At 37.6% G+C, this 15,773-nt stretch carries 14 protein-coding genes and 1 tRNA gene; 11 read left to right on the forward strand and 4 right to left on the reverse strand.

Annotated features, from left to right (window positions below; all coding sequences use genetic code 11):
- Positions 1-88 precede the first annotated feature (88 nt).
- A complete protein-coding gene (locus tag EZ444_RS20170) occupies positions 89-1,597 on the reverse strand; it encodes a malate:quinone oxidoreductase (protein ID WP_131610960.1) in 1,509 nt (502 codons plus the stop codon).
- A 225-nt stretch (positions 1,598-1,822) separates the two neighbouring features.
- Here EZ444_RS20170 and EZ444_RS20175 point away from each other — a divergent pair, with 225 nt between their 5' ends.
- The 3 genes from EZ444_RS20175 to EZ444_RS20185 are packed head-to-tail and all read left to right on the forward strand — an operon-like array spanning position 1,823 to position 3,321.
- The gene (locus tag EZ444_RS20175) at positions 1,823-2,314 is read left to right on the forward strand and encodes a GNAT family N-acetyltransferase (RefSeq protein ID WP_131610961.1); all 492 of its coding nucleotides are present in this window, start codon (positions 1,823-1,825) and stop codon (positions 2,312-2,314) included.
- Positions 2,311-2,772: a MarR family winged helix-turn-helix transcriptional regulator gene (locus tag EZ444_RS20180; RefSeq protein ID WP_131610962.1), complete on the forward strand. Its 462-nt coding sequence runs from the start codon at positions 2,311-2,313 to the stop codon at positions 2,770-2,772. Before EZ444_RS20175 ends, EZ444_RS20180 begins: the two co-directional genes overlap by 4 nt.
- A gap of 54 nt (positions 2,773-2,826) precedes the next feature.
- A complete protein-coding gene (locus EZ444_RS20185) occupies positions 2,827-3,321 on the forward strand; it encodes an SRPBCC family protein (RefSeq protein WP_131610963.1) in 495 nt (164 codons plus the stop codon).
- Positions 3,322-3,340: 19 nt separating this feature from the next.
- On the opposite strand, the gene EZ444_RS20190 is transcribed toward EZ444_RS20185, so the two are convergent.
- Positions 3,341-4,192 (reverse strand): SDR family oxidoreductase, encoded by an 852-nt coding sequence (locus tag EZ444_RS20190; protein ID WP_131610964.1) that lies wholly within the window; start codon positions 4,190-4,192, stop codon positions 3,341-3,343.
- 68 nt (positions 4,193-4,260) lie between these two features.
- The gene (locus tag EZ444_RS20195; protein ID WP_131610965.1) at positions 4,261-5,076 is read right to left on the reverse strand and encodes a helix-turn-helix domain-containing protein; all 816 of its coding nucleotides are present in this window, start codon (positions 5,074-5,076) and stop codon (positions 4,261-4,263) included.
- 115 nt (positions 5,077-5,191) lie between these two features.
- Between EZ444_RS20195 and EZ444_RS20200 the strand changes: the two genes are divergently transcribed.
- From EZ444_RS20200 to EZ444_RS20235, 8 genes are all read left to right on the forward strand, one after another.
- A complete protein-coding gene (locus EZ444_RS20200) occupies positions 5,192-5,731 on the forward strand; it encodes a sigma-70 family RNA polymerase sigma factor (protein WP_169472235.1) in 540 nt (179 codons plus the stop codon).
- Between the two features lie 91 nt (positions 5,732-5,822).
- Entirely contained in the window at positions 5,823-6,479 is a 657-nt protein-coding gene (locus EZ444_RS20205; protein ID WP_131610966.1) for a hypothetical protein, read from the forward strand.
- Positions 6,463-7,683, forward strand: coding sequence for a hypothetical protein (locus EZ444_RS20210; protein ID WP_131610967.1), 1,221 nt, complete (start codon positions 6,463-6,465; stop codon positions 7,681-7,683). Before EZ444_RS20205 ends, EZ444_RS20210 begins: the two co-directional genes overlap by 17 nt.
- An 89-nt stretch (positions 7,684-7,772) precedes the next feature.
- Positions 7,773-10,166 (forward strand): TonB-dependent receptor, encoded by a 2,394-nt coding sequence (locus EZ444_RS20215; RefSeq protein ID WP_131610968.1) that lies wholly within the window; start codon positions 7,773-7,775, stop codon positions 10,164-10,166.
- A 32-nt stretch (positions 10,167-10,198) separates the two neighbouring features.
- Positions 10,199-11,404, forward strand: coding sequence for a DUF4374 domain-containing protein (locus EZ444_RS20220; RefSeq protein ID WP_131610969.1), 1,206 nt, complete (start codon positions 10,199-10,201; stop codon positions 11,402-11,404).
- Between the two features lie 79 nt (positions 11,405-11,483).
- On the forward strand, positions 11,484-12,614 hold the full coding sequence (locus EZ444_RS20225; protein ID WP_131610970.1) for a PepSY-associated TM helix domain-containing protein: 1,131 nt from the start codon (positions 11,484-11,486) through the stop codon (positions 12,612-12,614).
- Positions 12,615-12,625: 11 nt separating this feature from the next.
- Positions 12,626-15,124 carry an outer membrane beta-barrel family protein gene (locus tag EZ444_RS20230; RefSeq protein WP_131610971.1) on the forward strand — a complete coding sequence of 833 codons (2,499 nt, stop codon included), beginning with the start codon at positions 12,626-12,628 and terminating at the stop codon, positions 15,122-15,124.
- Positions 15,125-15,297: 173 nt separating this feature from the next.
- Positions 15,298-15,370: transfer RNA gene (locus tag EZ444_RS20235), tRNA-Thr, on the forward strand.
- Positions 15,371-15,507: 137 nt separating this feature from the next.
- On the opposite strand, the gene EZ444_RS20240 is transcribed toward EZ444_RS20235, so the two are convergent.
- Positions 15,508-15,773: transposase (locus EZ444_RS20240; protein WP_165503676.1), on the reverse strand; the 266-nt coding region annotated here is incomplete at its 5' end.

A 15,773-nucleotide genomic window follows, 5' to 3' on the forward strand; every position in this document is an offset into this window, starting at 1 on the left:
TTTATTTAAGATTTAGCATTTCTCTTAAATATACAATAAAAAAGGCCATCTTGTTTGCAAGATGGCCTTTTCAATATCATAAGGATGACTAATTCAATCCGTAATTTAATCCTAGCGCATGCGTTGTTTGCGCTCTGATATTATCCGTTAATTGCGAATTACCATCTAATGATTCACCATAAGAAGGGATCATCTGTTTAAGCTTTTGCTGCCACTCAGGTGTATCAATTTGATCTGCAAAGCAACGTTCCATTAATGAAATCATAATTGAAACCGCTGTAGAAGCACCTGGCGAAGCGCCTAACAATGCTGCAATAGAGCCATCAGCCGCAGTTACCACTTCGGTACCAAACTCAAGGATACCACCGTGCTTTTCATCCTTTTTAATTACTTGTACACGCTGACCGGCAGTTTCCAATTCCCAATCTTCCATTTTTGCTCCTGGGAAATATTCTCTTAAGGCAGCCATGCGATCTTCAGGAGATTGACGAACCTGGTTGATCAGATACTTGGTTAACGGTAAATTATCTAATCCTGCCGAGATCATTGGACGGATATTATTCGCTTTAATAGATAAAGGAAGATCCAGCAATGAGCCATGTTTTAAAAAGCGGGTAGAAAAACCTGCATACGGTCCAAAAAGCAACGCCTTTTTCCCGTCGATCATTCTCGTATCTAAATGTGGTACAGACATCGGTGGCGCACCTACCGAAGCTTTTCCATATACTTTTGCATTGTGTTGTTCAATAATCTCAGGGTTTACACACTTAAGCCATTGGCCGCTTACCGGGAAACCACCAAAACCATTACCTTCTGGTATGCCTGCTTTTTCAAGCAATGGTAAAGAACCACCACCAGCACCAATAAATACAAACTTTGCCTTTACTACTCTTTTTTGACCGGTAGTCTCATCCTTAACCTTCACATCCCATAAGCCATTTTTTTGCTTAAGCTTTTTCACATCGTGATGAAAATGAAGTTGTACGTCAGGTCTGCATTGTAGTTTATTGAACATCATCCTGGTTAGGGCACCAAAATTAACATCGGTTCCCAATTCCATTCTTGTTGCAGCAACTTTATCAGCCGAACTACGTTCTTGCATCACCAAAGGCATCCATTCTTTAAGCAACTCCGTATCTTCAGAATAAACCATTCCTTTAAACAAATCACTTTCCTGTAGTTTTTCAAAACGCTTCTGCAAGAAATCAACATTTTTTTCACCCCATACAAAACTCACGTGTGGGATGCTTTTTATAAATGTTTCAGGTTTATCTACCAGTTTGCTTTTCACAAGGAAAGCCCAAAACTGCTTAGATACCTCAAATGATTCTGCTATTGAAACAGCCTTTTTAGTATCAACAGATCCATCAGCTGATTGAGGTGTATAGTTCAATTCACAAAAGGCAGAGTGCCCCGTACCTGCATTGTTCCAGGCGTCTGAACTTTCAGCCGCTGCCACATCTAATCTTTCAAAAATTTCGATAGTGATATCCGGCTGAAGTTCCTTGAGCAACATACCTAAAGTAGCACTCATTATACCTGCCCCAATCAGCACAACATCCACAGTTTTATCCGGATTACTATTTTTTCGAGTCATTTATTTGAAATTTCCCGCAAAAGTACAACACAAAATTATATTTCGCACGAAATCTAAGAATATAATCTACTTTTTTACATTTTTATTGAAATCAACTAGCTCGTTTTGAAATAAGCACTTCTTTTCTACCTATTTTATTACATAAATATGATTAAAAAAATATTATTACCAAATCTTTAATATACGTAGCTAACTACGTATACTTGTACATAAACCAGGTATTGTATGAGCACCAACATCACTATAGAACCATTAAATAATGCGTACTGCGAACAGATTGTCAATCTGATTTTACCGATACAGCAAATTGAATTCAATGTCCCGGTAACTTTAGCCGATCAGCCTGACCTTTTAGATATTGAAACAAATTATCTTCAGGATGGAGGCAACTTTCTGGGTGCAAAGCATGGAGATGAACTGGTAGGTACTATTGCACTGATTAATACAGGCCATAAAGCCTGTGCTCTGCGAAAAATGTTTGTTAAAAAGGAGTTCAGGGGAAAGGAACATGGCATTGCGCAACTGTTGTTAGATAACCTGATTGAGTTCTGCTCGGCAAATAGCATTACCGATATTTATCTGGGCACTGTAAGCATGCTTAAAGCAGCTCATCGTTTTTATGAAAAGAATGGCTTTACTAAAATCAGCCCGGATGCACTCCCGCCCTATTTTCCGAGAATGAAGGCCGATGATGTATTTTATCATTTCCATATATGAACGTTATAAATGAGTCGGGTATTTTGGGTATATCCACACGACTTCAACACCTTAGCGAACAATTAAGGAAAGATGGCTTCCAGATATACAAGACAAATGGTATCGACTTTGAACCCAAATGGTTTCCAGTGATCTATACCCTTCATTTCAAACCCGTGTTAAGTGTTGTGGAGCTGGCTACTGAAATTGGCTATACCCACCCATCCACCATTAGCTTGTTAAAAGAACTTGAAAAGGAAAAGCTTATCCGTTCAAAAAAAGACAAACAGGACGAACGTAAACGACTAATATTACTTACGGAAAAAGGAAAAAAGCTACTGCAGCAAATGCAACCAGTATGGCAAACCATGGTCGTTGCTTTAACGGAATTAACAAATACCAGCAACAACATCATGAAGGCCATAGAAGAAGTAGAGGCTCAATTGAATCACAAAAGCTTTATGGATAGGGCTAAATAACACAAGCCCAACCTCCCTTATCTTTGTTTATATTTGAGCAACAACAATATAGCTATGAAAAACTTCGACTGGACATCATTTACGATTAGAATATTGGTAAAGACAAAAATGTCAGTACTTTATGACGCATGGACAAAACCCTCAGAAATAGAAAAATGGTTTCTAAAGGAAGCCATTTTCCATGATAGCAAGGGTAAAATGGTTGAAAAAGACAGTCAAATACAAGCAGGATTCACGTACGACTGGACCTGGCATCTTTATGAGGAAAAAGAACATGGCCATATCAATCATGCCAATGGAAAGGATTTTATACAATTTACATTTGCGGGGGCCTGCCTTGTTGACATTGTATTAACGCAACAGGAAGAGTATGTTTTGGTAGAGTTAACACAAAAAGAAATCCCTACTGATGACCAAAATAAGCAATACACTAGGCTAGGTTGCCACAATGGTTGGTCTTTTTATCTACTCAATTTAAAATCCGTTTATGAAGGCGGCCTTGATTTAAGAAACAAGGACACCAGGTTTAAGCCCATGCTAAACAATTAAACCTGGTATCTTTTTTTTCTTATAGCTTTGTTAAATATTCCTTTAATGCTAAGGGCTTGCGTTTAAGCAGCACCTCCAGGCAATCTTCTACCGGGGCAAACTCATTGGCTTTTATGCTTTTGGCCAAGCTTAAAAACCAGCCAATTTCGTCCTCTGGCATTTCTGTTTTAATCAACTCAGCTTCCAAAAATTCAGCAGGAATATCCATATAGTTGATACTAAACTTCTTTTCAAGGCTCAATAGGCTTGCTATATCCTGAAAAGAGAATGCTTTTGACCCCGTCACCTCATAAACCTTATTTTGATGTTGAGTTTCTGTAAGCACTACGCTTAAAGCCTCAGCAATATCTTCCCGACTTACAAAACTCACCTTCCCTGCTCCTGCCGGGAAATAGATATGACCATCTTGCAATGCATTCCCAATAAATTGCGGAATCGTTTCCATGTATAAACTATTTCTAAAGAAAGTATAGCTAATTTTCGAATTTATAATGGCTTCTTCTGTACGGAGACATTGCTGAACAGCAAGAAAATAAGAATCAGCCTTTGGTCCTAAACCGCTTGTATACACAATATGCTTTACCCCCTCCCAATCTGCAGCCCTTACCACGTTATTTTCTTGCAGTACACCAACAAGTCCCATACTCGTAGTTGAGATATGCAAAAGTGTATTTACACCTGCTAATGCGGTAATTAAAGATTCAAGATCATTATAATCAGCCGTCCTGATCTTAATACCTGTATCCTTATAAGCCGCTAATTTTAAAGGATCTCTTACTATTGCGACAATGTTTTCCGATTTAATCTTTTTTAGAAGATGATTAATCGTTGCCTTACCTAAATGGCCACTGGCCCCTGTGATTGCGATCATAATTTTGTTATTTAATTTTTAACAAGATTACAACAGTTACTATTCTCAAAATAGAACAAAACCGACAATCAGGATTTCATTTCAGGAAAATTTTCAACGAGCTCAGTATACTGCTTTTGATATTGATTTGGAGATATCCCGGCAAATTCCTTAAATGATCTAATAAAATGCGACTGATCGGCATAATTATTTTCAAAAGCAATATCCGAGAGCTTGTTGTACTTATTGCCTCTCAAAAGCTCCATTGAAGCTTGAAAACGAATAATTCGGGACAATAATTTTGGAGGAATACCTACATCATACTTAAACCGGCGTTCAAAACTCCTTTCCGTTATTTTTAAATTTGCCAGCAATAATTTTAAATCAATAGCTCCATTTACCTTCAGCATTTCGGCAACGGCATATTGGGCAATAGGGTCTTCAAAACGCCTATTTTTTTCAATCTGAGAAAACAAATAAGTAGAAAGCACATCAATCTGCTCCTCAGGTTCAGGCGTATTTAGCAACCGCTCTGACAGTTGTAAAAACTGTGTACTTGGAATCAGGTCTACATCCAGACAGGAATTGGTTAATTCAGCTGCATTAAATCCAAATATTGATTTTAAGGCATGTGGATAAAAATAAACGCCAATAGTTCTGAAACTTCCAGGGGAATGTAACTGGGTATATCTAGTCGTTTGCCCATACAAAAAAACCGAGGGCAATTCTTTATGATTCTGGTAAAAGCTTCCATGCTCAGATTGTTGAAAAATAATACCGGGACTTCCATCAGCAATAGCTCCAAAAGTTTTTGGCAATTCCCCAACATCACTACTCTCCAACACCCAAAAGTAGCGAACATAGTCTTTAAGAAATAATGGAGGCTGTATTTCTCTGAATTTCATTTATAAAGCTAATGAAATATTAAATATCTACTCACATTAAAAATAAAAACACATAATTTATTTATAACTATTCTAAATAAATTATATTTGCAGCACATCAACAACAGATTGAGTTTTGACTGAAAAGAAAAGCAATACAAATAACACCACCCTGATCGATAGAAATACTTTCGAAACAGTGTACAATTTGTATTGGGAAAAAGTTTATGCAGTATGCTATAACAATATCCGTGAAATAGAGCCCTCGCGTGAGATGGTTCAGGATATTTTTAAATCTTTATGGGAGCGTCGGCACGAACTTGAACTCGAAAACATTAATAACTATTTAATCCGGGCAGCCAAGTTTAAAACCTTCGAATACATCCGAAATAAAGTTAGCCAGCAAAAACACATTTGCACTAAATATCAGGACTGTAGTCATTCTTCAAACTGCACAGAAGAACGTGTATTGTTCAATAACCTTAAGGAAAAAGTTAACATACTGGTTGATACACTTCCCTGCCAATGCAAACGTGTATATAAAATGAGTCGTGAACAGGGACTTAGTAATAAAGAAATTGCGTCTGCTCTACTCATCACAGAAAGGGCTGTAGAATACCACATTACGAAAGCCTTAGGCGTCTTAAGACTTAATCTTTCAAATTATTCCAATTAATTTTCATTTCAACTTACGGTAAAGCCGTTGTTATGCTACTTATATTTTATCTAAGTTTGTATCTATTAAAAAGCATATCCTATAAAACTGAATGAAGATCAGCAAAGAGCTCATAGAAAAATACCATAGGCACGAATGCAGCGCGGAAGAATCCGAAGCTGTAGAGGGATGGTTATTTTCCGGAGAAAGCGATGAAGCGCTGCAACTTCCCATAAGTGAAGATAAAGCGCAACACAAAGCTGTGTTATGGAACGAAATTGAAAAAGTATTTCCTCAAGAATCCCCAGCGCCGATTTCGACTAAAAAAGACTTTTATAAAAACCCATTCTGGTCGGGAGCCATTGCAGCTACTTTCGTTATTGCAATTCTTGGCATTACAGGTTATTATCTAACTACTGTTAAACCTACTAACGATATGCCTCTGGTAGTAAACAATAGTTCTTCTATGCATGTAAAACATGTAGACGCCAGGGCTTATCAAATTTCTGTGGGAACAAACACTTCTACAAGAATCAACAATACCACTGGCGTTATTGATCTTTCAGGTAGCCTTTTGATTAGTCCAAAGGAAGATATGGAGCTTATATTTGAAGGGAGCTCAGAAAAAATGATCTTTAAAGCCGGTCAGACTTATATTATATTGAAGGGTGAAAATGGAGTAGACAAGATCATCGTGGTGAACGAAAAAAACATCATGGACCTCCCTCCTGTACTTCAAAAACAAATCATCAATGAGTTTCAAATTTAATCGCCTTCAATTTCTGCTCTTATTCTTCTTGTTTTGCGGTACAGCATGCACAAGAAAATCTTCAGAAGGTGATACAACCGCCAAAAAATACAGTATATACATCCTAGCTAAAGACGGCAAAGAGTATTTATTACAAAGCAAGACTTTAGATAAAGGATTACTGATGCCTGAACAAGAGGGCGCAGAACTCAATTCACAAGAAATCACCCGTTCGGTGATTGTTAAAAATGGTTATTATTATCATCTGAATAGAAAAAAAGGAACTTTCGTAAAGTATAAACTGAGTAACAGATCTTTAATTGAAGTGGGATCAGTTCCATTAAAGGATTTTTCTATTGAAAACTTTTACTGGAAAGGGTCAGACACGCTTTTACTTACCGGTTTAAACGTACCTGAATCTTCACAGGTAAAATATGCAATTGTAACCACGGCAAAAATGGGCCTAATTGCTGAAGGCAATATGGACATCCCCCTCCCTTTCGGTCGTTTTGATAACATGTCTGTTGGCTTTGTAGAATTGCGCAACCAAAAGCTTTTTGTGGGCTACACCTACCATCAGCAATTAAGTGCATCTAATTATACGACGAGCGACACGACTTATATTACAACGTTGAATTACCCTCAAATGACGGCTATTAAAACCGATAAGGACACTCGTTCTACTTATCCGGGAGGAATCAATACCATACAACCTTACGCTTTCAATGACGAGCAGCATAATTATTATTTTATGACTTGTCCGGGCATTGCACTAGGAAACCGCCCTGAACTACCAACCGCCATCATGCGGATTAAATCGGGATCAGACATTCCTGATGAAAACTACTTCTTTAACCTTAGCACCTCTGCTACCCATAATCATGCCTATGGCATGTGGTATCTTGGCAACAACAAAGTCATCATCAGAAGCGAAAGAAAAGATCTCTTTAAAGGTTTGGGCGACCATTACAGTACACCACATTTTGAATTTTATGTAGCTGATCTGATCAGTAAAACAACACACAAGCTTGATCTCCCGCTTGATAAAGGAACGCGCAGACAATGTGTACTCATAAATAAGGACATGGCCTACATTTCTGTAAACTCCTCTACAGAAGGTAACTATATATGGATCTACCATATCAAAACCGGGGAATTAAAGAAAGGCTTGCAATTAGCCGGGAACACTGATTTCATCATGAGAATTGATGAGCTAACGCCATAAACGTAATTATTTTAATATTTCTTGTTTTCCACCTTCGGTAAACAAGCAGTTATGCTACCTACTAGTATAAATGCACAATATTAAATAAAATGTCGTACTGGAAATCTCTACTCTTATTCTTATTTAGCTCATTATCTCTCAACGCTTTTTCTCAAAATCCGACGATCATCACCGGATATATTAAAGATGGAAATCAAGTCATTGCTGGTGCTTCTATAATGATTAAAGGCGGTCAAATTGGCGCTACATCCAATGAACAGGGTTATTATGAACTAAATAATGTTAAACAGGGCCCCTACACCATAATCGTTTCTTATTTAGGTTATCTAAAAGAATCGAAGTCGATTACCTTAAATAATAATCAAAACCTTAGTCTTAATTTCTCCTTAAAAAAAGATCTGCAACAATTACAAAATGTAAGTATTCAGGGAAAGACCAAAGCTCAGGAAATAAAAGAATCTGGCTTTTCGGTAAATGCAATTGATACAAAGCAATTTGCAAACACTACTGCCGATCTAAATCAGGTTCTGAACAGAACTACAGGAGTCAAGATCAGAGAGCAAGGTGGATTGGGTTCAAACTTCAACTTTTCAATTAATGGATTATCCGGCAAGCAGGTTAGGTTTTTTCTGGACGGAATACCTATGGAAAGTTTTGGCGGGGGAATGTCTTTGAACAACATCCCTGTTAACATTGCCGAGCGTATCGAAGTTTACAAAGGAGTAGTACCCGTTGAATTAGGCTCTGATGCACTGGGAGGAGCCGTAAATGTAATTACCGATCAGTATACGCAAAAATTCTTAGATGCGAGTTACAGCTATGGTTCCTTTAACACCACAAGAGCTGCTTTAAATGGAAGATTTACGGATAAAAAAACTGGTTTAATATTCAATTTTAGTGGATTCCATAATTATTCTGATAATGATTATATGATGCGGAATAATCCAAAATACGATGCCGCTATAAAAGTGACAGAAAACGATGAAGTGGTGCTTAAAGATGCCAGACGTTTCCATGATGCCTATCGTTCTACAATGGGACAAATAGACATCGGACTAAGCAATAAATCATGGGCAGATAGAATTACACTTGGTCTTACCTATTCCAATTTATACAAGGAAATACAAACCGGAGCAAGTCAAAACAAAGTATTTGGAGGCTTACATACCAGAGGTAATTTCGTTATGCCCTCTATAAAGTATAAAAAAAACAACTTCCTGATTAAAGGACTAACGGTAAACATACTAGGCGCTCTATCCATAGACAGATCAGATGTAGTGGACACTGCTTCAAACATTTACGGCTGGGAAGGAAAAGGAAAGACAGAGCTTATTGCCGGAGAATTAAACGGCGTCAAAACCATTTACCATTATAAAAATACTGGCGGCCTAGTGAGGGCTAATTTCACGTACAAAATTAATGATAATCAAGATTTAAACCTAAATTATACTTACAATCATTTTGGTCGGTCGGCAGTTGAAGATTTAAAAAAGGTAGATAACAATAACTTCGATATTCCCAATACCATCGATAAAACCATTGTAGGATTGGCGTACCAAACCAACTTTTTCGATAAGCGCTTAACGAATACCCTATTCACCAAATTCTATCGCCTAGGTACATTTGTTAGAAATGCTGTTTACCTATCAAGAGAAAGTTCTTGGGCAAAGGCCGACACCAGTGCAACCAACAACTATCTTGGCTATGGTATTGCTTCAAGATACAAGCTTACTGAAAATGCAGGACTTAAGTTCTCCTACGAGCATGCCTATAGATTACAGGAAGGAGAAGAATTATTTGGAAATGGAATCAATACTTCAGCAAATCCAAAATTAAAACCAGAACAAAGTGACAATATTAACATTGGAACATATTACAACTACCAAATAAATAAACATAGGTTTGCCGTAGAAGCCGCATACTTTTTTAGAGATGCGAAGGACTTTATTTACAGCTCTCCTGCTGGCGGAGGTATATATACTTCTTACGAAAATGTTGGAAAAGCACGTATACAAGGCGCTGAGGCAGAAATAAAATATGGATATGATCAGCTATTAGATCTATCTGTTAATGCTAGTTATCAAAAATCAAAAAATAACCAACGATATATTTTTGGGACAAGCAATCTGGATCCGACCTACGGCGACAATATACCCAACCAGCCATGGCTATATGGCAATGCTAATTTTGGAATTGGTAAAAATGATCTGATAGGAAAAGGTACCAGGATTCAATTCAATTGGTTTAGTCAATATGTGCATTGGTTTTACCTTAAATGGGAAAGCCGTGGTAGCAAAGAATCCAACAACAAGATTCCGCAGCAACTTTCACACAACGCCGCAGTTTCTTACTCCTTCCAAAAAGGAAAATACAACATTTCTGCTGAGTGCTTAAATATAACGGATGAACTAACCTATGACAATTTCAGGCTCCAAAAGCCTGGAAGATCATTCTTCATGAAGCTTAGGTATTTCATCAAATAACAATAAGAACACATCAATTCAAAATCAATTTTATGTTAAAATCAATCAAAAACCCAACTGCGGTATTATGTATTGCCGCACTACTTACAGGATTTAGCGCCTGTAAAAAAAGTGATAAACCTGAAACCGTAGATCCGGTAACAGAAAACATATATAGTTTAAGGGTATCCGCAGGAAGCCCTGCAGCATCTTACCTGGTACAAGCTGGTTCATTAAACTCAGGAACAATAACTACTGCCGGCATTGGGGTTGCGACAAACCTAACCACTATGACCGCTAAAAATGGCTTTTACTATGGTATCGACAATGATTCAGGTAACCTGGTTAAATACACTTCAAACAATAAGACAAATACCATTGTAAAAGAAATCCCTTTCAAACAAATCAGCTGGGCATTTTATTCAAGCTTCTACAAATGGAAAGATGAGAAAACCCTTGTATTATTTAGCAGCAATGCATCAATCCAGTTTCAATATGCAATTCTGAACGTAGAAACAATGACTATTACCTCAAGTGGAAATATCAATGTTCCATTAAAAGCTGATCATTATTTCTGGGGTTATAATGCCGCCTTTGTTGGAGATAAATTTTATTTAACTTACACTCAAGCTGCAAATGCTACTGACTTATCAGATCGTGTAACTTATCTTGCAGCTATGGATTACCCAGCGATGAACAATGTAACTGTAAGTCAGGATAACCGTTTTGGCGCACCACAGCATTACACACTGCACATGCCGGGTTCATTTACCGACAATGGAAATGCCTATTTATTAGCTACACCAAACACATGGACAACACCAGATACAAACCTTCCTTTTGGAATATACAAAGTAAAAGGCGGAACTACGCAAATTGATCCAGACTATTTCTATGAGTTGACAGACAGAACTAAAGAAGAAGCACTTGGATTATTCTATATCGGAAATGGCAAAGCCATTAGCAAAATTTTAGATAGAACAAAAATCACCTCTTCAGATGCATATGGTACACTATACATCACAGAGTATTATGTTATTGATGTAATCAACAAAACGAAAACAAAAATCAACATCCCAAAAAGTATAGCAACAGCATTCAGCCAAAATATATTAGTAGAAAATGGTGTGGCTTCAATTGCTGCCAATACACCTGATGGATTCTACATCTATCAATACAACATCAGCACTGCTGCAGTAACACGCGGTGCTAAATTAGATGGAGTGAACAGCGTAGAACGTCTGGATTTAATTAAATAAATATAATAAAGGGCGTGCCTGAGCCACAGTTAGGCCCTTTATAAAAACACAATTGCGTACCCCTTACCCTTCAGAATCAATGCTATTCAAAAAAATAAATGCCTGGTTACACTTATGGCTCGGACTAGCATCCGGGATCATTGTCGTTATTTTAAGTATAACCGGCTGCATTCTTGTATTTGAACAGGAAATTAAACAGCTAACATCTCCCTGGTTACACGCAAAAAAAACTGAAGGAACAGCTTTACTACCACCCTCAAAATTATATCAAGCCGTTTCTGTAGCATTACCAGAAAAGAAAATCAATAGCGTATGGTATCATGGAGAGGGTCGGACCGCTCAGTTTACATTGAACTCAGATTCCCTGGTTTACGTTAATCCATATACAGCCGAGGTTGTAGCTATGGTAGACCATGAAAACTTTTTCCATTTTATTGATGAAGGACATTTCCATTTGTGGATGCCTGAGGAAATAGGAGAAATATTTGTTGGCTGGGGAACATTGATATTTTTCTTATTGCTCATTAGTGGAATTATCCTCTGGTGGCCAAAAAAATGGAACAAAAAGGGAGTAGATCAAAGTTTTAAAGTACGATGGAAAGCTAAACTTAAAAGGGTAAATTATGACTTGCATAATGTTTTAGGCTTTTATGCCTTAATCATTGCTTTATTGTTTGCTTTTACTGGATTGGTTATGAGTTTCTCCTGGTTCAATAAGGGGGTTTATTGGATGGCAGGAGGTAAAGATACCCCCAGGATACAAGCTATATCTGACACTACTTTTGTAGGTCAAACCGAGATGCTGAAACAGGTGGATAAAGCCTGGAACCTAGCCATACATGAGCTAGGGGAATTTAATAAAGACGAAGTAATTGTTTCATTCCCTCAAAATAACGCAGCAGCCATATATGTTTGTACAGACATGAAAGATGGCATCTGGAGGGATATTTATCTTGACCAGTTTACCTTAAAGCAACTTCCTGCTTCGCAGTCCAAAATTAAAGACGCCGACCTGGCTACCTGGCTTCGCAGATCTAACTTCAGTCTGCATGTAGGTGCTTTAGGCGGACTACCAACCAAAATCCTTTTCTTTCTTGCCAGTTTAATCTGCGCCAGTTTACCAGTAACCGGGTTTTACATTTGGTGGGGCAAAAAGAAAAAATCAGCCAAAAGAGCTAAACCAAAGGAAAAACAACTGATTACCGCCTAACCTCTTTTTTTATGGAAAAACAAAAATATTCAACAGGCAAAAGCCTTGTTGCAGGATCCCTTTTGCATTTTACTTTGCTAATTCTATTTTCAATTTTTGAAATACCGCTTGCCTTTTCACAGCAAAACAAAGGAAAGGTTTCAGGAAAAGTCATTTCATCTGATGGTCAACCACTCCCCTTTGCTTCTATAGCGCTTTTAGATCAAGAAGGAAAAACATTAAAAGGCACCCTAAGCGACACCGTTGGTATGTTTCACTTCGTTACGATCATAGAGGGCAACTATAAAGTAAAGATCACCACCATGGGCTTCAATACACACCATTCTAAACCCTTTGATATCTCTTCAAGAAACAACAACAACATACATCTGGGTGTTTTTACACTATTTGAAGATGCTAAAGTCCTGAATTCAGTCACTATAAACGCCAAAAAAAAACTAATTGAGCAAACCATTGACCGGACGGTCATTAACGTAGAAAACAGTATCCTTTCGGAAGGCAATACGGCTTTAGAATTGCTGGAAAAAACCCTAGGAGTTAAAGTTGATGAGGATGGAAAAATATCTTTAAAGGGAAGATCTGGTGTGAATGTAATGATTAACGGTAAACCGACATACCTTTCTCCCAAAGAGCTAAGTACAATACTCAAAGGCACCAATTCCAGTTCCATTTCCAAAATTGAGATACTAAACAACCCCTCAGCTAAATATGACGCAGCCGGTAATGCAGGCATCATCAATATTATCATGAAAAAAAACACTGCCACTGGATTTAATGGGGCTATAGCATTAAACTCTGGATACAGCAGAAACGCACATTACGGCAGCGGATTGAATCTGAATTATCGAAACGATAAAGTAAACCTTTATGGCGGCTACAACTACGCCTATCGTGGTGAAACAGAATACCTTGATTTTGTACGTCGCTTTTACGATACAGGTATTGCAAATGGTCAACCCCAGCGCACATCCTTTCAGCACACCAATACGAACGAGCCTTTAAATACACATAATTTTCGCATTGGTTTTGACTACGAGCTAGATAAAGCCAACAGTTTCGGCATCCTCATTAACGGAAATTTGGGTAAATACACCCATGATAGCAAAACAGATAACAACCTTATTAGCAATAACAATAGTACAATAAGTAAAACGATCACTTCAAATTATGATCAGCAACATTGGGAAAACCTCACCTACAATGCAAACTACTTACATCAATTTAAAAAAGAAGGGCGGGAACTTTCTGCTGATGTTGATTTTGCCAGTAATAGCTTTACATCAAACCTGAATTTAAACACCATTACACTATTGTCACCAGATGCACCATCAGGAACAATAGCTAGTAGAAAGGGCTATGTGCCGGCAGTTACAGATGTTTACATTGGAAAAGTTGACTATACAGATCAATTCGGAAAAACAGTAAAATTTGAAAGCGGGTTAAAAAGCAGCTTTATACAATCAGACAATAACCTAAAGTACCATATCCTGGATAATGGCAATTGGGTTTACGATGTTAACGGCAGCAATCATTTTAAATATAAAGAGCAAATACATGCCGGTTATATCAATATCAACAAAGAGTTTAAAGGATTTAGTCTACAAGTTGGATTAAGAGGAGAATATACACAAACTCAAGGTCATCAAATCACTTCAGACTCTTTACTAAACCGTAACTATTTCCAGCTCTTTCCAAGCGTATTTCTGAACAAGCCTATAGGAGAAAACCATCAGTTTCAGGCCGCTTACAGTCGCAGAATTGAGCGCCCCGATTATGGAGACCTTAATCCATTTAGAGTGTTTAGAGACCCCCTACTTTATTATCAGGGAAACCCATTTCTAAAACCTCAATTAACGAATACATTTCAGCTTAGCCATACTTTCAAGGGTAAATACACAACGGCTATTAACTATAATCAAACCAATGATGCAATCACCTGGATAACCGGGCAGATTGATGCGCTAAATACTACTTTCGAAACACCTAAAAACTTAAGTAAGGCGATCAACTATGGTATTAGCTTCACTGCATCAACAGAACTACTGAACTGGTGGACTGGCACCTATTTCGCAAATGCGTTTAGAAACGAATATCGGGGCAGTCAGGAAAATGAAGATTTTAAGAATGCAAATACCAGTTTCAGCTTTAATACGCAGAACTCTTTTAAAGCAGGGAAGGGCTATAGTATGGAGCTAAGTGCTTTTTGGTATTCTGGTTCAGTTTATGGGATATCGACTTATAAAGCAAGCTATGCTGTTTCAACAGGTATCCAGAAACAAATTTTTAATGATAAAGGAAGTATAAAACTGATGGTAAATGATGTTTTTCAAACAAACAGGTATCAGGAACAGACCTTTTTCCAAAACATCGATATGAATACAGATAAAAGACTTGATAGTCGCAGAGCAATGTTATCCTTCTCCTATAGATTTGGTAATCAGAACCTCAGCAAAAAAGAACGTAAAAGCGCAAGCGAAGATATTCAAAGCAGAGTTAAAGGGGGCGGCTAATGGCAGCGCCTACCTTTTAAACGTCTGACCAATTATTTTAAAAAAAAATCAAACGCCAAAACATTAATAGCTAGAAAATTACGGGTTAACGCGCCAACTTTACTAAAAAACTTAAGGAAAATAATTTGCAGAGCAATAATAAAGTTATACATTTGCGGTCTCAACAATTAAAAGCCTCCTTAGCTCAGCTGGTAGAGCAACTGACTTGTAATCAGTAGGTCATTGGTTCGATCCCGATAGGAGGCTCTTTAATTTCCCCCTCAATTTAAGCTTATTGTTACCTCGACTTGTATCATATTGCAGCTTAAAAAGCCGCAGTTAAATTTCTATTAGATCCTAAGGGATAAGATAGGATCAAGCGGAATTCTTGGGGGGAAGGAAATTTAAGCATAGATTTTAGATAGTCTGAATAGGAAAAATTTAACATCTCTGACCCCTCTGGAAGTTGCTCTGAAAGCTTTCACCTTAGCATTGAACGATTCTGCAGAAGCATTTGTACTCCTGTTGACAAAGAAGTTGACGATGGAGAAGCGATGTGTTTGAATAGATCTTGCCACGGTTTTAAAAGCTTCAATTCCACTATCTTCCACATGATTGTACCATAAGGCTAATCTGGTAAAAGCAAGATCTCTTTGCGTACAATTCTTAA

The organism is Pedobacter hiemivivus (assembly GCF_004331685.1).
GTDB lineage: Bacteria > Bacteroidota > Bacteroidia > Sphingobacteriales > Sphingobacteriaceae > Pedobacter > Pedobacter hiemivivus.

Coding starts and splice junctions, on each gene's coding strand:
- EZ444_RS20195 (WP_131610965.1), bottom strand. CDS start 5,076: ATGAAATTCAGAGAAATACAGCCTCCATTATTTCTTAAAGACTATGTT.
- EZ444_RS20215 (WP_131610968.1), top strand. CDS start 7,773: ATGTCGTACTGGAAATCTCTACTCTTATTCTTATTTAGCTCATTATCT.
- EZ444_RS20205 (WP_131610966.1), top strand. CDS start 5,823: ATGAAGATCAGCAAAGAGCTCATAGAAAAATACCATAGGCACGAATGC.
- EZ444_RS20170 (WP_131610960.1), bottom strand. CDS start 1,597: ATGACTCGAAAAAATAGTAATCCGGATAAAACTGTGGATGTTGTGCTG.
- EZ444_RS20190 (WP_131610964.1), bottom strand. CDS start 4,192: ATGATCGCAATCACAGGGGCCAGTGGCCATTTAGGTAAGGCAACGATT.
- EZ444_RS20210 (WP_131610967.1), top strand. CDS start 6,463: ATGAGTTTCAAATTTAATCGCCTTCAATTTCTGCTCTTATTCTTCTTG.
- EZ444_RS20230 (WP_131610971.1), top strand. CDS start 12,626: ATGGAAAAACAAAAATATTCAACAGGCAAAAGCCTTGTTGCAGGATCC.
- EZ444_RS20175 (WP_131610961.1), top strand. CDS start 1,823: ATGAGCACCAACATCACTATAGAACCATTAAATAATGCGTACTGCGAA.
- EZ444_RS20225 (WP_131610970.1), top strand. CDS start 11,484: ATGCTATTCAAAAAAATAAATGCCTGGTTACACTTATGGCTCGGACTA.
- EZ444_RS20180 (WP_131610962.1), top strand. CDS start 2,311: ATGAACGTTATAAATGAGTCGGGTATTTTGGGTATATCCACACGACTT.
- EZ444_RS20185 (WP_131610963.1), top strand. CDS start 2,827: ATGAAAAACTTCGACTGGACATCATTTACGATTAGAATATTGGTAAAG.
- EZ444_RS20220 (WP_131610969.1), top strand. CDS start 10,199: ATGTTAAAATCAATCAAAAACCCAACTGCGGTATTATGTATTGCCGCA.